At 70.8% G+C, this 18,007-nt stretch carries 17 protein-coding genes; 15 read left to right on the top strand and 2 right to left on the bottom strand.

All coding sequences use genetic code 11. The features are described from left to right. Nucleotides 1-80 precede the first annotated feature (80 nt). Entirely contained in the window at nucleotides 81-1,409 is a 1,329-nt protein-coding gene (locus tag BM314_RS01350; RefSeq protein WP_091976547.1) for a glycosyltransferase family 87 protein, read from the top strand. Here BM314_RS01350 and BM314_RS01345 read toward each other — a convergent pair. After that, a complete protein-coding gene (locus BM314_RS01345; RefSeq protein ID WP_091976546.1) occupies nucleotides 1,369-2,229 on the bottom strand; it encodes a carotenoid 1,2-hydratase in 861 nt (286 codons plus the stop codon). The two genes, BM314_RS01350 and BM314_RS01345, sit on opposite strands and share 41 nt — an antisense overlap. Then, the gene (crtD, locus tag BM314_RS01340) at nucleotides 2,226-3,761 is read right to left on the bottom strand and encodes a 1-hydroxycarotenoid 3,4-desaturase CrtD (RefSeq protein WP_091976671.1); all 1,536 of its coding nucleotides are present in this window, start codon (nucleotides 3,759-3,761) and stop codon (nucleotides 2,226-2,228) included. The genes BM314_RS01345 and crtD overlap by 4 nt, the downstream gene beginning before the upstream one ends. A 106-nt stretch (nucleotides 3,762-3,867) precedes the next feature. Here crtD and BM314_RS01335 point away from each other — a divergent pair, with 106 nt between their 5' ends. From BM314_RS01335 to ppdK, 14 genes are all read left to right on the top strand, one after another. Continuing rightward, entirely contained in the window at nucleotides 3,868-4,737 is an 870-nt protein-coding gene (locus tag BM314_RS01335) for a polyprenyl synthetase family protein (RefSeq protein ID WP_091926646.1), read from the top strand. Nucleotides 4,738-4,766: 29 nt separating this feature from the next. Continuing rightward, nucleotides 4,767-5,894, top strand: coding sequence for a methyltransferase (locus BM314_RS01330; RefSeq protein ID WP_091976544.1), 1,128 nt, complete (start codon nucleotides 4,767-4,769; stop codon nucleotides 5,892-5,894). Nucleotides 5,895-5,988: 94 nt separating this feature from the next. Continuing rightward, nucleotides 5,989-6,927, top strand: coding sequence for a chlorophyll synthesis pathway protein BchC (bchC, locus tag BM314_RS01325; RefSeq protein WP_091976542.1), 939 nt, complete (start codon nucleotides 5,989-5,991; stop codon nucleotides 6,925-6,927). Further along, nucleotides 6,924-7,928, top strand: coding sequence for a chlorophyllide a reductase iron protein subunit X (locus tag BM314_RS01320; protein WP_042669531.1), 1,005 nt, complete (start codon nucleotides 6,924-6,926; stop codon nucleotides 7,926-7,928). The genes bchC and BM314_RS01320 overlap by 4 nt, the downstream gene beginning before the upstream one ends. A gap of 5 nt (nucleotides 7,929-7,933) precedes the next feature. Continuing rightward, nucleotides 7,934-9,463, top strand: coding sequence for a chlorophyllide a reductase subunit Y (bchY, locus tag BM314_RS01315; protein ID WP_091976540.1), 1,530 nt, complete (start codon nucleotides 7,934-7,936; stop codon nucleotides 9,461-9,463). Then, nucleotides 9,463-10,929, top strand: coding sequence for a chlorophyllide a reductase subunit Z (gene bchZ / locus BM314_RS01310; RefSeq protein ID WP_091676920.1), 1,467 nt, complete (start codon nucleotides 9,463-9,465; stop codon nucleotides 10,927-10,929). The genes bchY and bchZ overlap by 1 nt, the downstream gene beginning before the upstream one ends. Before the next feature lie 35 nt (nucleotides 10,930-10,964). Beyond that, nucleotides 10,965-11,186 carry a hypothetical protein gene (locus BM314_RS01305; protein ID WP_170868014.1) on the top strand — a complete coding sequence of 74 codons (222 nt, stop codon included), beginning with the start codon at nucleotides 10,965-10,967 and terminating at the stop codon, nucleotides 11,184-11,186. A gap of 127 nt (nucleotides 11,187-11,313) precedes the next feature. Further along, nucleotides 11,314-11,550, top strand: coding sequence for a light-harvesting antenna LH1, beta subunit (gene pufB / locus BM314_RS01300; protein WP_091976537.1), 237 nt, complete (start codon nucleotides 11,314-11,316; stop codon nucleotides 11,548-11,550). Nucleotides 11,551-11,560: 10 nt separating this feature from the next. Next, nucleotides 11,561-11,752: a light-harvesting antenna LH1, alpha subunit gene (gene pufA, locus BM314_RS01295; RefSeq protein ID WP_020091993.1), complete on the top strand. Its 192-nt coding sequence runs from the start codon at nucleotides 11,561-11,563 to the stop codon at nucleotides 11,750-11,752. Between the two features lie 80 nt (nucleotides 11,753-11,832). Further along, nucleotides 11,833-12,657 carry a photosynthetic reaction center subunit L gene (pufL, locus tag BM314_RS01290; RefSeq protein WP_020091994.1) on the top strand — a complete coding sequence of 275 codons (825 nt, stop codon included), beginning with the start codon at nucleotides 11,833-11,835 and terminating at the stop codon, nucleotides 12,655-12,657. Between the two features lie 80 nt (nucleotides 12,658-12,737). Continuing rightward, the gene (gene pufM / locus BM314_RS01285; protein ID WP_020091995.1) at nucleotides 12,738-13,718 is read left to right on the top strand and encodes a photosynthetic reaction center subunit M; all 981 of its coding nucleotides are present in this window, start codon (nucleotides 12,738-12,740) and stop codon (nucleotides 13,716-13,718) included. Between the two features lie 10 nt (nucleotides 13,719-13,728). Continuing rightward, nucleotides 13,729-14,832, top strand: coding sequence for a photosynthetic reaction center cytochrome PufC (gene pufC / locus BM314_RS01280; RefSeq protein ID WP_091976536.1), 1,104 nt, complete (start codon nucleotides 13,729-13,731; stop codon nucleotides 14,830-14,832). A 109-nt stretch (nucleotides 14,833-14,941) separates the two neighbouring features. Continuing rightward, a complete protein-coding gene (locus tag BM314_RS01275; protein WP_012319762.1) occupies nucleotides 14,942-15,085 on the top strand; it encodes a DUF3096 domain-containing protein in 144 nt (47 codons plus the stop codon). 165 nt (nucleotides 15,086-15,250) lie between these two features. Beyond that, nucleotides 15,251-17,941: a pyruvate, phosphate dikinase gene (gene ppdK, locus BM314_RS01270; RefSeq protein ID WP_091976534.1), complete on the top strand. Its 2,691-nt coding sequence runs from the start codon at nucleotides 15,251-15,253 to the stop codon at nucleotides 17,939-17,941. Nucleotides 17,942-18,007: the final 66 nt, after the last annotated feature.

Below are 18,007 nucleotides of genomic sequence, written 5' to 3'. Positions count from 1 at the left end.
GCCGCAAACACCCCTGTTAACGGGCCCGGAACCGCGCGCGCCTAGGCTGCCGCGGAATCCGGACGCGGAAATCCTCCGTCATGCCAGCGCCCATCGAGACCCGCGTGCCGGGCTCACCGACAGCACGCGCCGCCGCGCTCCGGTCAGATCTCGCGCATCTCCTGAGCAGCGATGACCGGCTGTTCGCCTTCGGCAGGCGGGCGGCCTGGGTGCTGCTGCCGTTCGGCCTCGCCATGGTCCTCCTCGTCTACGGGACCGGCCCGGACCCGCGGCGCAACTGGTACGGCGACCCCCTCGGCAACGACTTCGTCCAAGTCTGGGTGGCGGGCCGCTCGGCGCTGGAGGGGCGGGGGGCGGACCCCTACGACCTGCCGGTGCACCTGGCGAACCTGAAGGCGGCCTGCGGGCAGGCGTGCCGGTTCGCGTGGCACTATCCCCCGGTGTTCCTCCTGCCGGCGGCCGCGATGGCACTGCTGGATCTGCAGCCGGCCTACCTGCTCTGGACCGCGCTCTCCCTCGCCCTGTTCGCGCTCGCGATGCGGGTCGCGGCCGGCCGGCGGGACGCGGCCCTCGTCGCGCTCGCGCACCCGCTCGTGCTCTGCAACCTCGTCTACGGCCAGAACGGCCTGTTCACCGCGTCGCTGCTGACCCTCGGCGCGGTGCTCGTCGATCGCCGACCGTGGCTCGCCGGGCTCTGCTTCGGCCTGCTGGCCTACAAGCCGCACTTCGCGGCGCTCGCCCCCCTGCTCCTGCTCGTGACGGGACGGCGCGAATGCCTGGCCGCCTGCGCGTCGACGGTGCTGGCCCTCTGCCTCGCGTCGCTGGCGCTGTTCGGGACGGCGCCCTGGACCGGCTTCCTGGGCACGCTCGGGGACACGAACCGGATCATCCTGCAGAACGCGGCGGCGAGCCTCAACCTCAACGCCAGCGCGTTCGGCGCGGTGCGCCTGCTCGGCGGCTCGATGGCCGCCGCCTGGACGGCGCAGGGTCTCGTCGCCGTACTGGCGCTCGGCCTCGCCTTCCGCGCCTGGTCCCGGCCCACCGACCCGACGCTGCGCGCGGCCGCGCTCCTCGTCTCGGCGCCGCTGCTGTCACCGTACCTCCCGGTCTACGACCTGGCGCCGCTCGTGCCGGCCGTGCTCCTCCTGGCGCTCGCCGCGCACCGCGCGGGCGGCCTGCGGCCGCGCGAGCGGGCCCTGCTCTGCGCGGTGCCGCTCTTCGCGGTCGTCCGGGAGGCGGCCGCGCTGACCGGCTTCCCCCTCGGCCTCGTGCTGAGCATCGCGACCTTCGCCTGCATCGCGGAGCGCGTCATGCCGCGGAGCGTCACCCCGAGCCGACGGCGATCCGGGACGGGCGCCGCCGAGGCCCTCACGGAGCCAGCGGCCGCGGGATCCGGAAGGGCAGCATGAGTCGCACCATCGGGTTGCGGAACCGGTCGAGCGACAGGCTCTCGTGCATGGCCCGGACCGGCTCGCCGCCCAGCGTCGAGGCGAGCAGCGAGCGGGCGTAGAACGGCGTGTCCTCGTAGGTCGCGAGCACCCGCGAGCGGCCGCCGTCGCTGCGGGTCTCGCGCGGCATCCGCCAGAAGCGCGTCGCCGGGAGCGCCGCGCCGGGCGGCGGCCGGATCTCGCGGCGGCTGCCGTCCGCGGAGAACCGGAGCGACAGGTTCTGGCCGCCGCCGTCGCGGTGATGGACGTCGTAGAGGATCGCCGCGCCGTCCGGCAGGTCGGCCCGGCACCATGTCCACCGCGAGAAGGCGGCCTCCAGCGGTTCGTCGCCGTCGTTGGTGTCGAAGTAGCCGCTCCCGCTCCAGCGAAGGTCTGGCGCGTCGAAATCGACCTCCACCCGCGAGGACGGCGACATCGGCCACCAGCGGTGGCGCCCGGCCCGGTCGAGATGGAACGGGCCGCCCGTGAACCCGCGCGGCTCGAGACGCACGGTGCCGCGGATCCTCCGGGGCAGGGGCGCGCCGCGCTCATCGATCCGCACCGTCAGCGCCGTGCCGTCCCAGTGCATGGCGCTGGGTCCGACGGCGATGTGGTCGGCGCTGCGCGACAGGCTGGTTGCGCGGCGCTCGGTCATGGCGAAGCGGCCGCGGTCGCCGTAGAGCACCACGTTCATGGCGCAGTGGGCGAAGGGGTCCTTCTCGGCGCTCCAGGCGTAGTAGGGCGAGAACACGCTGCCGATGAAGGCGATGATCGTGAGGCCCTGGCGGCCGTCGTCGCTCACCGCATCGACGTACCACCACGCGTAGCCGCCCCGCGCGACCGCGCCATCGAATCGCGGTCGTCCAGGATCGCTGCCGCTGCCAGCCGCCCCGACTGCGCCGCCATCGGCACGCCCGGGCCGGGATGGATCGAGCCCCCCGCGAGATAGAGGCCCGGCACCGCCGTCCGCGCGCCCGCGCGCTTGAAGGTCGTCGCCCATCCCTGTGCCGCCCGACCGTAGAGGGCTCCGCCCGTCCCGGGGAAGAGGGCGTCGAAGTCCCGCGGCGTCGTCGTGACCGCCGACGACGTGAAGTCCAGGGTGAGCCCGCAGGCCTCCAGCCGGCGGATCAGGTTCCTCTCGCATCTCTCGATCTCCGGCGGCTGAAGGGGGCGCTCCCGGCCATCCGCCGGAGCGTTGACGAGCAGGAGCAGGCGTTCCGGCCCCCGCGGCGCGGCGCCCGCCGCATCCCGGTCCTGGGCACAGACGTAGACGGTCGGGTCGTCGGGCAGGCGGCGGGCGCGCAGGAGCGCGTCGAACTCGGCCCGGTAGTCGCGCGAGAAGAACACCGTGTGGTGCGCCAGCGGGAAACCCGCCGGCACCGCCTCCGCGCAGAGCGTGACCGCGGAGAGCGAGCGCTCGCCGGGCGCGAGCCGCTCGCCGGCGGCGGCCGCATCGGGCCCGAGCAGCCCCGCCCCCAGGGCCGCGCAGTCCGCGTTGCAGACGACGTAGTCGGCGGCCACAGTCGTGCCGTCGCTCAGGCGCACGCCGGTGACGCGGCCGCCGTCCGCGAGGATTTGCGCGACCTCCGCGCCGTACCGGAAGGTCGCGCCGCGCTCCGCCGCCAGATCGGCCACCGCCCGCGCGAGGCCGCTGAGCCCTCCCGCGACGGTCCAGACGCCGGCCTGCTCCACGTGGGCGACGAGCATCAGCGTCGCCGGTGCCGTGAAGGGCGAGGCGCCGCAATAGGTGGCGTAGCGGCCGAACAGCTGGAGCAGTCGCGGGTCGCGAAAGTACGCCCCCAGCGCCGACCAGAGCGTCGTGAAGGGCTGGATTCGCCAGAGATCGCCGAGGCCCGAGAGCCCGACCCGCTGCGCGAGGCCGGCGGGACCCGTCCGGCCCTCGCGGATGAAGGGCCCTTCGAGGGTGCGGTAGACCTCGGCGGAGCGGGCGCAGAAGCGTCGGTAGCCGTCCGCCTCGCGCGGTCCCGCGAAGGCCGCGATCGCGTCCGCGGACGCGTCGATATCGGCGAAGAGGTCGAGACGCTCGTCCCGGCTCCAGGCGTGACGGGCGAGGAGCCTTGCCGGTGACAGGGCGACCCGGTCGCCGAGATCCGCCCCGCACTCGGCGAACAGCTCCTCGAGAACCCAGCGCATCGTGAAGACGGTCGGACCGGCCTCGACGGCGCGGTCCCCGACCGGGACGGCGCGCATCTTCCCGCCGGGCTGCGGCGCGCGCTCGAGGATTGTCGTCTCGAAGCCGACATGGGCGAGCCGCAGGGCGGCGGCGAGGCCACCGATCCCGGCACCGATCACGACGACGCGCTCCTGCGCCACGGCCGCTCCGAACTCCCCCACCACGGGATTGATCTCCCCTCCGCAAAGTGTCAATAAGAAATGACACCTGTTGCTGACAACCGCATACAACACGGGAGGCAACGATATGGAGTCCGGTCGGCGGATCGAGATGGCGCTGGATCGCGCCGTTGCGCACGCGGAGGCGCCCGGCGCCCCGCCCCTTCTGGCGGAGGCTCTCCGCTACGCGGTGTTTCCCGGCGGCCATCGGATCCGGCCGCGCCTCTGCCTCTCGGTGGCCCGCGCCTGCGGCGACGACGACCCGGCGGGGTCCGTGGCGGCCGCCGCCGCTATCGAGCTCCTGCACTGCGCCTCACTGGTCCACGACGACCTGCCGTGCTTCGACGACGCGCCGATGCGGCGGCAGAAGCCCTCCGTCCACGTCGCCTTCGGCGAGCCGATCGCCGTCCTGACCGGCGACGCCCTGATCGTCCTCGCCTTCGAGACCCTCGCGCGGTCCGTCGGGCCTCATCCGGCGCGCCTCGGGCGCCTCGTCGGACTCCTCGGCCGCGCCGCGGGGTCGCCGTCCGGCATCGCGGCCGGGCAGGCCTGGGAATCGGAGGCGCATATCAGCCTCAGCGACTATCAGCAGGCGAAGACGGGCGCCCTGTTCGCCGCCGCCACCGTGGCGGGTGCCGCGGCGGCGGGCGCGGATCCGGAACCCTGGCGCCGCCTCGGCGAGTGCCTCGGCGAGGCCTATCAGGTCGCCGACGACCTGCGCGACGTCGCCTGCCGGCAGGAGGAGATCGGCAAGCCCGCCGGGCGCGACGCGACGCTGGGCCGCCCCAACGCCGCCGCCCTGCTGGGGACCGGCGGCGCGATGGAGCGCCTGTCCCGGCTGACCCGCGAGGCGATCGCGGCGATCCCGCCCTGTCCGGGCGTGGCCACGCTCACCGCCGAGATCGAGGCGCAGGCGCGGCTGTTCCTGCCCGCGAGCCTGCGCGCGGTGGCGGTCTGAGCGCCGGATCGCTCCCCGGAACCGGCACGGTGCCGCCCGTGCCGCCCGCGTGGGCGGACAGGTGGCTCGCGTGGCGCAACCGCCTTGTCGCCAGCCCCCGGTTCCAGCGCTGGGCGGCGGGTTTTCCGCTGACGCGCCGCATCGCGCAGCGCAACACGCGCGCGCTGTTCGATCTCTGTGCCGGCTTCGTCTACGCGCAGGTCCTGACCGCCTGCATCCGCCTCGACCTGTTCGCGATCCTCGCGGAGGGCCCGCAGACGGTCGACGCGCTGGCGCGGCGGCTCGACCTCACGCCCGACGCGGCACGACGCCTGCTGCGCGCCGCCGAGTCCCTCGGTCTGCTGCGCGCCCTGTCGAATGACCGATTCGGGCTCGCCGACCTGGGCGCGGCCCTCGTCGGCAATCCCGGCATCGCCGCCATGATCGAGCATCACGCGCTGCTCTACGCGGATCTCGCGGATCCGGTCGCCCTGCTGCGCGGACAGGCCCAGCCGACCCGCCTCGCGGGCTACTGGCCCTACGCGGCCGGGGCGACGGGCGACGCGCGCACGGTGGCTCCCTACAGCGGCCTGATGGGTGCCTCGCAGGCGCTGATCGCCGAGGATGTGCTCGACGCCTGCGACCTGTCGCGCGTCCGGCACCTCATGGATGTCGGCGGCGGCGAGGGCGCCTTCCTGCAGGCCGTGGCGGCGCGGCACGCCGGCCCCCGCCTGACCCTGTTCGACCTGCCGGCCGTCGCCGACCGCGCCCGAGCGCGCCTCGACCAATCCGGCCTCGGCGTCAGGATCGCCTGTCGCGGAGGCGACTTCCACGGCGGGCTGCCCGCGGGCGCCGACACGATCACCCTGGTGCGGATCGTCCACGATCACGACGACGCGCCGGCCCAGGCACTGCTGCGGGCGGCCTACACGGCGCTGCCGCCGGGCGGCACGCTGCTCATCGCGGAGCCGATGGCCGGGACGCCCGGCGCGGAGCCGGTCGGCGACGCCTATTTCGGCTTCTACCTCCTGGCGATGGGCTCCGGCCGGCCGCGCCGGGCCGAGGAGCTGCGCGCGATGCTCGCGGCCGCAGGTTTCAGCGCCACGCACGAGCATCCGACACGTCGCCCCCTGCTCGCGCGGGTGCTGAGAGCTCAAAAAACAGGCCCAGCCAAGTAAGTGAGACTTGACGCTGACCTGTGTCTATCTAGGATGACACATAGCGGCTTCGCACCAGAGAGAGTCGCAACGCAAAGGGTGGACACTTCCAGCCATGGACGCTCTGGCCGTCATTCTGGAAAACCCGGAGCACCTCTCGGTTCAGCGCCTGGCCCTGACGCCGCCCACTGACGCGGACGCGGTCGTAGCGGTGTCCTGGAGCGGGATCAGCACCGGCACCGAGCGCCTGCTCTGGTCGGGGCGGATGCCGCCCTTCCCAGGCATGGGCTACCCCCTGGTGCCGGGCTACGAATCCGTCGGGACGGTCGTGGAGGCGGATGCCGGCGCTTCGGTCCGGGTCGGCCAGACCGTCTACGTCCCGGGGGCCCGCTGCTTCGGCGCCGTTCGCGGCCTGTTCGGAGGCGCCGCGTCCCATCTGGTCGCACCGGCCGCCCGCCTCGTGCCGGTGGACGAGGCCCTCGGCGAGCAGGCCTGCCTCCTGGCCCTCGCGGCGACCGCCCATCGCGCCCTCGGGCGCCTCGCCCCCGGCGCGGCTCCGCTCATCGTCGGGCACGGCGTCCTCGGCCGGCTGCTCGCGCGGCTGACCCTGGCTGCGGGCGCCGCGCCCACCGTCTGGGAGACGGACCCCGTGCGCGCAGCCGGCGAGCACGGATACACCGTCGTCGCGCCCGACGCGGATCCCCGGCGCGACTACGCGACGATCACGGATGTCAGCGGCAACGCCGCCGGCCTCGACGACCTGATCGCCCGGCTCGCACCGGGGGGCGAGATCGTCCTCGCCGGGTTCTACGAGGCGCCCCTCAGCTTCGCTTTCCCGCCCGCCTTCATGCGCGAGGCCCGGATCCGGATCTCGGCCGAGTTCAGGCCCGAGGACACGGTGGCGGTGACGCGGATGATCGAGAGCGGCCGGCTCTCCCTCGACGGGCTGATTACCCACCGTGCCCCGGCGGCACAGGCCCAGGACGCCTACCGCACCGCGTTCGCGGATCCGGGCTGCCTGAAGATGATCCTCGACTGGAGGGACGCCGCGTGAACGTTCAGCTCAACAAGGCTGCCCTGTCCCAGGCGACTCAGCTCCGCGCCGAGGCCGCGATCGAGCCCGATGCCGTGTCCACCGCACCGGCGAAGAAAGAAACGCAGATCATCGCGATCTACGGCAAGGGCGGCATCGGCAAGTCGTTCACCCTCGCCAATCTCAGCTACATGATGGCCCAGCAGGGCAAGAAGGTCCTGCTGATCGGCTGCGACCCGAAGAGCGATACGACCTCGCTCCTCTTCGGCGGCAAGGCCTGCCCGACCATCATCGAGACGTCGACCAGGAAGAAGCTCGCGGGCGAGTCGGTCGCGATCGGCGACGTCTGCTTCAAGCGCGACGGCGTCTACGCCATGGAGCTCGGCGGTCCCGAAGTCGGGCGCGGCTGCGGCGGCCGCGGCATCATCCACGGCTTCGAGCTTCTGGAGAAGCTGGGCTTCCACGAGTGGGGCTTCGACTTCGTCCTCCTCGACTTCCTCGGCGACGTGGTCTGCGGCGGCTTCGGCCTGCCGATCGCCCGGGACATGTGCCAGAAGGTCATCGTCGTCGGCTCGAACGACCTGCAGTCGCTCTACGTCGCCAACAACGTCTGCTCGGCGGTCGAGTATTTCCGCAAGCTCGGGGGCAATGTCGGCGTCGGCGGCCTCGTGATCAACAAGGACGACGGCACCGGCGAGGCCCAGGCCTTCGCGGAGGCGGCCGGCATCCCGGTCCTGGCCTCGATCCCGGCCGACGAGGACATCCGCCGCAAGAGCGCGAATTACGAGATCATCGGCAAGCCGGACGGGCGCTGGGGCACCCTGTTCGCGGAACTCGCCGCCAATGTCGCGGAGGCCGCGCCGCACCGCCCGACGCCGCTCTCGCAGGACGGGCTGCTCGGCCTGTTCTCCAGCGAGACCACCGGCCGCGACGTCGTGCTGGTTCCGGCGACCCACGAGGACATGTGCGGCGTCGCCCACGTGTCCAAGCCGTCCCTCGAAGTCGTGTACGACGAGGTCTGACGCGCATGGCCGTCTCCCTCGACATCGCCGATCTGCGGGCCCGCAAGGCGCCGGCCACCGTCGACCTCGCCGCGGCGCAGAGCGACGGCCTGGGTTGCCACGCCGGCAAGGACGCGATGGTGGCGGCCGCGGAAGCCGCCGGCCTATCGGAGACCCTGGCGCAGCTGCGCGAGGATTATCCCCAGGGCCCGCACGACCAGCCGCAGAGCATGTGCCCGGCCTTCGGCTCGCTGCGGGTCGGTCTGAGGATGCGCCGCACGGCGACGATCCTGTCGGGCTCGGCCTGCTGCGTGTACGGCCTGACCTTCACATCGCATTTCTACGGGGCGCGGCGCAGCGTCGGCTACGTGCCGTTCAACTCCGAGACGCTCGTCACCGGCAAGCTGTTCGAGGACATCCGCGAGGCGGTCCACGCGACTGCGAAGCCGGAGGATTACGACGCCGTCGTCGTCATCAACCTCTGCGTTCCGACGGCCTCCGGTGTGCCGCTGCGCCTGCTGCCGAAGGCGATCGACGGCGTCCGGGTGATCGGGATCGACGTGCCGGGCTTCGGCGTCCCGACCCACGCCGAGGCCAAGGACGTGCTCGCCGGCGCCATGCTCAAGGTCGCACGCGCGGAGGCCGAGCAGGGGCCCGTCGCCGCCCCCCGCGGTGGCCGTTCCGAGCGCCCGAGCGTCGCGCTGCTGGGCGAGGTCTTCCCGGCCGACCCGGTGGTGATCGGATCGCTCCTGGAGCCGCTGGGACTCTCGGCCGGCCCGGTCGTGCCGACCCGAGAATGGCGCGAGCTCTACGCGGCCCTCGACTGCGCGGCGGTGGCGGCGATTCACCCGTTCTACACGGCGTCGATCCGCGAGTTCGAGGCGGCCGGCCGCCCGATCGTCGGCTCCGCTCCCGTGGGCGTCGACGGGACCGCCGACTGGCTCGACCGGATCGGCGAGGCCTGCGGTGTCGCTCGCGCGACCGTCGAGGCGGCCAAGAACCGCATCCTGCCCGGCATCCGCGGCGCGCTCGGCGCGATGCCGATCAAGGGGCGGATCACGCTCTCGGGCTACGAGGGATCGGAGCTGCTCGTGGCGCGCCTCCTCGTCGAGAGCGGCGCCGAGGTCCCCTATGTCGGCACCGCCTGCCCGCGCACGCCCTGGTCGGAGGCGGATCGCGACTGGCTCGAGTCTCGCGGAACGGAGGTCCGATACCGGGCCTCCCTCGAGGATGATCTGTTCGCCTTCGAAGCGCTGAAGCCCGATCTCGCCATCGGCACGACGCCGGTCGTGCAGCGAGCCAAGGAGCGCGGCACGCCGGCGCTCTACTTCACCAACCTGATCTCGGCGCGCCCGCTGATGGGCGCGGCCGGCGCCGGGTCGCTCGCCACGGTGATCAACGCCGCCCTCGGCAACAGGGCGCGGTTCGACGCCATGCGCGACTTCTTCGAGGGCGTCGGCACCGGCCACGCCGCGGGCGTCTGGCAGGAGGTGCCGCAGAAGCGCCAGGGACCGAAGATCGAGGGCCCCAAGAAGCCGATCGGGGAGATGGCCTGATGCTCATCCTCGATCACGACAGGGCCGGCGGCTACTGGGGCGCGGTCTACGTCTTCACGGCGATCAAGGGCCTGCAGGTCGTCATCGACGGCCCCGTCGGCTGCGAGAACCTGCCGGTCACCTCGGTGCTGCACTACACCGACGCGCTGCCGCCGCACGAGCTGCCGATCGTGGTCACCGGGCTCGCCGAGGAGGAACTCGGCCGGCACGGCACCGAGGGCGCCATGAAGCGCGCCCACGCGACCCTCGATCCGGGCCAGCCCAGCGTCGTGGTCACCGGCTCCATCGCCGAGATGATCGGCGGGGGGGTGACGCCGGAGGGCACGGGGCTCCAGCGCTTCCTGCCGCGCACGATCGACGAGGACCAGTGGCAGGCCGCCGACCGGGCGATGCGCTGGCTCTGGCAGGAGTACGGGGCGAAGAAGTTCGCCAAGAAGGGCATTCCGGCCCGGCCCGAGAAGAAGCCCGGCGAGAAGCCGCGGGTGAACCTGATCGGCCCGGCCTACGGCACCTTCAATATGCCGTCCGACCTCGCGGAGATCCGGCGGCTGGTCGAGGGGATCGGCGCCGAGGTGAACCTCACCTTCCCGCTGGGCGCCCACCTCGCCGACGTGCCGAAGCTGGTCAACGCCGACGCCAACATCTGCCTCTACCGGGAGTTCGGGCGGCTGCTCTGCGAGGATCTGGAGCGCCCGTACCTGCAGGCGCCGATCGGCATCCTGTCCACGACCAAGTTCCTGCGCTCGCTCGGCGCGATCCTGGGCCTCGATCCCGAGCCGTTCATCGAGCGGGAGCGGCACACCACGATCAAGCCGGTCTGGGACCTCTGGCGCTCGGTGACGCAGGACTTCTTCGGGACCGCGAGCTTCGGCATCGTCGCGACCGAGACCTACGCGCGCGGCGTGCGCCACTTCCTCGAAGACGAGATGGGCCTGCCCTGCCACTTCGCCTTCGGGCGCTCGGCGGGTCTGAAGCCCGACAACGCGGCCGTCCGCGCCGCCGTCGCGGCCAAGCCGCCGCTGGTGCTGTTCGGCTCGTTCAACGAACGGATGTACCTCGCCGAGTGCGGCGCCCGAGCGACCTACGTACCGGCCTCGTTCCCCGGCGCGATCATCCGGCGGCACACCGGCACGCCGTTCATGGGCTACGCCGGGGCGACCTACCTGGTCCAGGAGGTCTGCAACGCCCTGTTCGACACCCTCTTCCACATCCTGCCGCTCGCCCGCGACATGGACAAGGTCGAGGCCACTCCCACGCGGCGGCACGCCGAGCTGCCGTGGGACGAGGCCGCCCGGCAGGCACTCGACGCCCTCGTCGAGGCCCAGCCGGTGCTCGCCCGGATCTCTGCGGCCAAGCGCCTGCGCGACGCCGCCGAGCGGGCTGCCCGGGACACCGAGGCCGCCGCCGTAGCGCCCGCCCACGTGGCGCGGGCCCGGGCCGCCCTCGCGGGAGGAGTGCCCGCATGAGCCGCCTTTCCGTTTCACCCAGAGGAGACCTGACGATGCGAACGATGGTCCCGACCGGCCGCCAGCACCAGGAAGCGTTTCAGTTCCGGCTGATCCTGACGGCGACCTACCCGTTCTTCCTCGCCGCCGCGGCGCTGAACCGGTTCCGGCCCAGCCGCGAGACGGCCCGCCCGGGCCTCGCGCCGGCGCGCCGCTCGGTCTTCGGCGAGGCCCGCGCCATGGCGGTTCAGGCGATCCCCTTCGCCTTCATGGGCTGAAACGCCCCTGAGCGAGACGCTTCCGTCCGGTCACGCGGGGGAAGTCGGGCCGTGACAGCCGAAAGGCATCGCGGCTGAACCCGTCGCGCCTCGCCAGAGGCGCGGCCAACACACGGAGGTCTGAACGATGGCGAGTGGACCCGTCACAACAGAAAGACCGAGCAGCCTGTCCGGGCTGACGGAACCGGAAGCCAAGGAGTTCCACGCGATCTTCCTGACGAGCTTCCTCATCTTCACGGCGATCGCCGTGGTCGCCCACATCCTCGTCTGGCTGTGGCGTCCGTGGCTCCCCGGACCGCAGGGCTACGCCTCTCTCGAGGGCGTTCGCGATGCGGCCCACGCCCTCGTCACGATGATCAGCTGAGGAGGATCGGATGCACAAGGTTTGGTTGCTCTTCGATCCGCGGCGCACGCTGGTGGCTCTGTTCACCTTCCTCTTTATCCTGGCGCTGCTGATCCACTTCATCCTGCTCTCGACCGACCGGTTCAACTGGCTGGACGGCCCGAGAAACAACAAGGCGGCCCAGAACACCATCACGCTCGCGCTGCCGCAGATGCCGGCCTGAGTGCCGGTCCGGACCGCGGCGCGCGAGGGCCGCGGTCCACCAACTTTCTTCTTCTCCGGCCTGACTGAGGAGCAGCCGCCATGGCGATGCTGAGCTTCGAGCGCAAATACAGGGTTCGCGGCGGCACCTTGCTCGGAGGCGACCTGTTCGACTTCTGGGTCGGGCCGTTCTTCGTCGGTTTCTTCGGCGTCGTCGGTATGTTCTTCACGGTGCTGGGCACCGCGCTCGTCATCTACGGCGCCGCGATCGGACCGACCTGGAACATCTGGCAGATCAACATCGCGCCGCCCGATGTCAGCTACGGCCTGAGACTCGCGCCGCTGAAGGATGGCGGGCTCTGGCAGATCATCACCATGTGCGCGCTCGGCTCGTTCGTTTCCTGGGCGCTGCGCGAGGTCGAGATCTGCCGCAAGCTCGGGATCGGCTACCACGTCCCCGCGGCCTTCGGCATGGCGATCTTCGCCTACTTCACCCTCGTGGTGATCCGGCCGCTGCTGATGGGCGCCTGGGGCTACGGCTTCCCGTACGGCATCCTCAGCCATCTCGATTGGGTGTCCAACACCGGATACCAGTATCTCCACTTCCACTATAATCCGGCCCACATGCTGGCCGTGACGTTCTTCTTCACGACGACGCTGGCCCTGGCGATGCACGGCGGCCTGATCCTGTCGGCGACCAACCCGAAGAAGGGCGAGACCGTCAAGACGCCCGAGCACGAGGACACCTTCTTCCGCGACACGATCGGCTACTCGATCGGCACGCTCGGCATCCACCGCCTCGGCCTGTTCCTGGCGCTCTCTGCAGGGTTCTGGAGCGCGGTCTGCATCGTCATCAGCGGGCCGTTCTGGACGCAGGGCTGGCCGCAATGGTGGGGCTGGTGGCTCAACCTGCCGGTCTGGCGGTGACGGGTCGGACGCGATCGGAACGAGGGGACTAACGCGGGTCGCCGCCGCTCAGCGCGCGGCACTCCGGGGGAGGGCAGGCCATGGCCTATTACCAGAACATCTTCACGCAGGTTCAGGTGCGCCCGCTCGTGCCGGATCAGGGCGTTCCGGTCGCGGTCGACGAGCGGGTCGGCAAGCCGTTCAACAGCTACCTGTTCGGGCTGATCGGCAACAGCCAGGTCGGGCCGATCTACATCGGCTACATCGCGGCTCTGTCGATCACATGCGGGGTGATCGCCTTCGAGATCATCGGGCTCAACATGTGGGCCTCGGTGAACTGGGACCCGGTCCAGTTCGTCCGGCAATTGCCGTGGCTCGCCCTCGAGCCGCCTCTCCCGAAGTACGGCCTGAAGGTCCTTCCGCCCCTGAACGAGGGCGGGTGGTGGCTCATCGCCGGCTTCTTCCTAACGGCCTCGATCCTGCTGTGGTGGGTCCATCTCTACAAGCGGGCGCGGGCGCTCGGCCTCGGCCTGCACGTGCCGTGGGCCTTCGCGTCGGCGATCTGGCTCTACCTCGTCCTCGGCTTCATCCGGCCGGTGCTGATGGGTTCGTGGTCGGAAGCCGTGCCGTTCGGCATCTTCCCGCACCTCGACTGGACCGCCGCCTTCTCGCTCCGCTACGGGAACCTGTTCTACAACCCGTTCCACATGCTCTCGATCACGTTCCTCTACGGGTCGACGCTGCTGTTCGCGATGCACGGGGGCACGATCCTGGCCTGTTCGCGCTACGGCGCGGAGCGCGAGATCGACCAGATCGTCGACCGCGGCACGGCCACCGAGCGCGCCGCCCTGTTCTGGCGCTGGACCATGGGCTTCAACGCCACGATGGAGTCGGTCCACCGCTGGGCGTGGTGGTTCGCCGTGCTGACGACGCTGACCGGCGGCATCGGCATCCTGCTCACCGGGACCGTGGTCGACAACTGGTACCTCTGGGCGGTCAAGCACGGCGTCGCGCCCTCGTACCCGCAGGTCTACGGCCCGATCGTGGATCCCGCCCATCTCGCACCCGGCATGAAGCCGTGAGGAGGCCGTCATGAAGACGATTCTGGCGGTGGCCGGCGGCGCACTGGCCCTCTTCCTCACCATCGCGATGTTCGGCGGCGCCGGCTGGACCCACCCGCCGATGGCGAACAAGCAGACCGGCTTCCGCGGGACGGGCATGGACCTGATCCGCACCCGCGCCGGCAACGAGGCGCTCGCCGCCGCGAACGTCGCCCCGACCCCGGCCGATCCGGCCGATGCGGGCGGCGACAAGGCCTCGGCCGTTTACCAGAACGTCCAGGTTCTGGGCGATCTCTCGGCCGAGCAGTTCAACCGGCTGATGGTGTCGATCACCGAGTGGGTGGCCCCGCAGCAGGGCTGCACATACTGCCACAGCACCGAGAACATGGCGTCCGACGAGCTCTACCAGAAGCGCGTCGCCCGGCGGATGCTCCAGATGACCCAGTACATCAACTCGTCCTGGAAGGAGAACCACGTCCATCAAGCGGGCGTGACCTGCTACACCTGTCACCGCGGCAATCCGGTGCCGGCCAATATCTGGTTCGACCGTCCGGTCCAGGGGGCGGGGCGCTTCATCCCGCGCAACAACAGCCAGAACCTCGCCTCCGCGGAGGTCGGCAACACCTCGCTGCCCTACGACGTCTATCAGGCCTTCTATCAGCACAAGGAGACGTCGGAGGACGCGGTCCGGGTCAACGCCACCACGGCGCTGCCGGAGACCAAAGGCAAGCCGATCCAGGACGCCGAGAAGACCTTCGCGATCATGATCAGCATGTCGCAATCGCTCGGGGTCAACTGCACCTTCTGCCACAACACCCGGTCGGTGGCGCAGTGGGACACCAGCACGCCCAACCGTGTCCATGCCTGGTACGGCATCCGGATGGTGCGTGACCTGAACCAGGATTATATGGAGCCGCTGAAATCGACATTCCCGCGGAACCGGCTCGGGATCCTGGGCGACGTGCCGAAGATCAACTGCGCCACCTGTCACAACGGCGCCAACAAGCCGCTCAACGGCGCCAACGTGATCGAGCCCTATCCCGATCTGTCGCACCCGACGATCGCCGTGAGCCTGCCGACCGGCGAGGCCAAGGACCCGATCCCCGGGACCGAGACCCCGACGCCGAAGCCCTGATCCGCCCCGGGGCGGCCGGACCACCGGCCGCCCCGCCCAAGCTACAGGGAACCTCCGTGGGGTAGAGGCGTCGATACCGGCGGCCAAGCTCGGCCCTCAGGAGGCGTCCGTGACCATCACCATCTCGAACCTCCAGCCGCTGATCGCGATCCTCGCCGGAATCCTGATCCTGGTGATGCCGCGGCTGCTCAACTACATCGTCGCGATCTACCTGATCGTCGTCGGCGTGATCGGGCTCGGAATCCTGCATTGACGGGCCGCGCCCGCGCCGCGACGGCGCGGACCTGACAGACCGCTCGAGCCGTCAGCCGCGCACGCACAGGGCCATCGGGCGTTCATCTTGCGTTGCGCTGCGGGATGGTCCAACCCCGCCCATCAGCTCGGCCGGCGCCGGGCACCAGATACGGACGGGATCGACATGGCGACCGGCAGCGCGAAGTGGGTCTATGCCTTCGGCGACGGCAAGGCGGAGGGCAAGTCGCAGATGCGCGACCTGCTCGGCGGCAAGGGCGCCAACCTCGCCGAAATGTCCAACCTGGGTCTGCCGGTCCCGCCGGGCTTCACGATCACCACCGAGGTCTGCACCTACTTCTACGATCACGGCAAATCCTATCCGCCGGAGCTCAAGGATCAGGTCGCGGAAGCGCTCGCCCAGGTGGGCAAGCTCACCGGCCGCAAGTTCGGCGACGCGACGAACCCGCTGCTCGTGTCGGTCCGCTCGGGTGCGCGCGCCTCGATGCCCGGCATGATGGACACGGTCCTCAATCTCGGCCTCAACGACGAGACCGTCCTGGCCCTCGCCAAGGAGGCCGACGACGAGCGCTTCGCCTACGATTCGTACCGCCGGTTCATCACGATGTACTCGAACGTGGTGCTCGGCGTTGAGCACCACGCCTTCGAGGAGGCGCTGGAGCAGTACAAGGAGGGCAAGGGCTTCGACCTCGACACCGAGCTCGGCGCCGGCGACTGGAAGACCCTCATCCAGACCTACAAGAAGATCGTGCGCGATGAGCACGGCTCGGACTTCCCGCAGGGCGCGGACGACCAGCTCTGGGGCGCGATCGGCGCCGTGTTCAATTCGTGGATGATCCCCCGCGCGAAGAAGTACCGGGAGCTGAACAACATCCCGGAGAGCTGGGGCACGGCCGTCAACGTGCAGGCCATGGTGTTCGGCAACATGGGCGACACGTCGGCCACCGGCGTCGCCTTCACCCGCAACCCCTCCACCGGTGAGAAGGCGCTCTACGGCGAGTTCCTGATCAACGCGCAGGGCGAGGATGTCGTAGCGGGCATCCGCACCCCGCAGAACATCACCGAGAAGGCGCGGGAAGAGGCTGAGAGCGACAAGCCTTCCATGGAGAAGGCCATGCCCGAGAGCTTCGCGGAGCTGACCCGGATCTACGGGATCCTGGAGTCGCACTACCGCGACATGCAGGACATGGAATTCACTATCGAGAAGGGGAAGCTCTGGATGCTCCAGACCCGCAACGGCAAGCGCACTGCCAAGGCCGCCCTGCGCATCGCCGTTGATCTGGCGGGCGAGGGGCTGATCTCCCGCGAGGAGGCGATCGGCCGCGTCGAGCCCGGCGCCCTCGACCAACTCCTGCACCCGACCATCGACCCGAAGGCCGACCGCAAGGTGATCGCCTCCGGCCTGCCGGCCTCGCCCGGCGCGGCGACCGGCGAGATCGTGTTCAATTCCGAGGACGCGGAGGCGCACCGCAAAGCCGAGCGCAAGTGCATCCTGGTGCGGATCGAGACCTCGCCCGAGGACATCCACGGCATGCACGCCGCCGAGGGCATCCTCACCACCCGCGGCGGCATGACCAGCCACGCGGCCGTGGTGGCCCGCGGCATGGGCAAGCCCTGCGTCTCCGGCGTCGGCTCGATCCGGATCGACTACAAGGCGCAGACCCTGACGGTCGGCGGCACGACGCTGAAGGCCGGCGACCGGATCACCATCGACGGCTCTACCGGCCAGGTGATCCAGGGCGAGGTGAAGATGCTGGAGCCCGAGCTGTCGGGCGACTTCGCCACGCTGATGGAGTGGGCCGACGCGATCCGCGGCATGAAGGTCCGCGCCAACGCCGACACGCCGACCGACGCCCGGACCGCGCGCAACTTCGGCGCCGAGGGCATCGGCCTCTGCCGCACCGAGCACATGTTCTTCGAGGGTGACCGCATCATCGCGGTCCGCGAGATGATCCTCGCCGACGACGCCGAGGGCCGACGGACGGCGCTGGCGAAGATCCTGCCCTACCAGCGGCAGGACTTCCTCGAGCTGTTCACGATCATGTCCGGCCTGCCGGTCACGATCCGCCTCCTCGACCCGCCGCTCCACGAGTTCCTGCCGCACACCGACGCCGAGGTCGCCGAGGTCGTGAAGGCGACGGGCGTTTCCGAGGAGAAAATCCGGCACCGGACGCGCGAGCTGTCCGAGCACAACCCGATGCTCGGCTTCCGCGGCTGCCGCCTCGCGATCGCCTTCCCGGAGATCGCCGAGATGCAGGCCCGCGCGATCTTCGAGGCCGCGGTCCAGGCGGCCGCCAATACCGGCAAGGCGGTGACGCCCGAAGTGATGGTGCCGCTGGTCTTCACCCGCGCCGAGTTCGACATCGTGAAGGCCCGGATCGACGCCATGGCGAAGGCCGTGGCCGAGGAGAAGGGCGCGACCCTCGACTATCAGGTCGGCACGATGATCGAGCTGCCGCGCGCGGCCCTCAAGGCCAACGAGATCGCCGAGACCGCGGAGTTCTTCTCCTTCGGCACCAACGACCTCACCCAAACGGCGCTGGGCATCTCCCGCGACGACGCCGCCACCTTCCTGGGCCCTTACACCCAGAAGGGCATCCTGCCGGCCGACCCGTTCATCACGATCGACCAGGAAGGCGTGGGCGAGCTGGTGCGCATCGGAGTCGAGCGCGGCCGCAAGACGCGCCCGGACATCAAGCTCGGCATCTGCGGCGAGCACGGCGGCGACCCGGCCTCGGTGGGTTTCTGCCAGGAAGTCGGGCTCGATTACGTCTCCTGCTCGCCCTACCGCGTGCCGATCGCCCGGCTCGCGGCCGCACAGGCGGCGCTCGGCAAGGTCGCCGGCAAGGAAGGCTGAGACCGGTCCGGGGGACGCCGAGCACGTCCCCCTTTCGGCTATCAACCGTCCGTATGAGGATCAGTG

This window comes from Methylobacterium sp. 13MFTsu3.1M2, from assembly GCF_900112625.1.
Classification (GTDB): Bacteria; Pseudomonadota; Alphaproteobacteria; order Rhizobiales; family Beijerinckiaceae; genus Methylobacterium.
This window is presented reverse-complemented; position numbering and strand designations above follow the sequence as displayed.

What these genes read in the sequence shown, in the direction of transcription:
- BM314_RS01350 (WP_091976547.1), top strand. Translation starts at nt 81, where the DNA reads ATGCCAGCGCCCATCGAGACCCGCGTGCCGGGCTCACCGACAGCACGC.
- BM314_RS01335 (WP_091926646.1), top strand. Translation starts at nt 3,868, where the DNA reads ATGGAGTCCGGTCGGCGGATCGAGATGGCGCTGGATCGCGCCGTTGCG.
- bchC (WP_091976542.1), top strand. Translation starts at nt 5,989, where the DNA reads ATGGACGCTCTGGCCGTCATTCTGGAAAACCCGGAGCACCTCTCGGTT.
- bchY (WP_091976540.1), top strand. Translation starts at nt 7,934, where the DNA reads ATGGCCGTCTCCCTCGACATCGCCGATCTGCGGGCCCGCAAGGCGCCG.
- bchZ (WP_091676920.1), top strand. Translation starts at nt 9,463, where the DNA reads ATGCTCATCCTCGATCACGACAGGGCCGGCGGCTACTGGGGCGCGGTC.
- BM314_RS01305 (WP_170868014.1), top strand. Translation starts at nt 10,965, where the DNA reads ATGCGAACGATGGTCCCGACCGGCCGCCAGCACCAGGAAGCGTTTCAG.
- pufB (WP_091976537.1), top strand. Translation starts at nt 11,314, where the DNA reads ATGGCGAGTGGACCCGTCACAACAGAAAGACCGAGCAGCCTGTCCGGG.
- pufA (WP_020091993.1), top strand. Translation starts at nt 11,561, where the DNA reads ATGCACAAGGTTTGGTTGCTCTTCGATCCGCGGCGCACGCTGGTGGCT.
- pufL (WP_020091994.1), top strand. Translation starts at nt 11,833, where the DNA reads ATGGCGATGCTGAGCTTCGAGCGCAAATACAGGGTTCGCGGCGGCACC.
- pufM (WP_020091995.1), top strand. Translation starts at nt 12,738, where the DNA reads ATGGCCTATTACCAGAACATCTTCACGCAGGTTCAGGTGCGCCCGCTC.
- pufC (WP_091976536.1), top strand. Translation starts at nt 13,729, where the DNA reads ATGAAGACGATTCTGGCGGTGGCCGGCGGCGCACTGGCCCTCTTCCTC.
- ppdK (WP_091976534.1), top strand. Translation starts at nt 15,251, where the DNA reads ATGGCGACCGGCAGCGCGAAGTGGGTCTATGCCTTCGGCGACGGCAAG.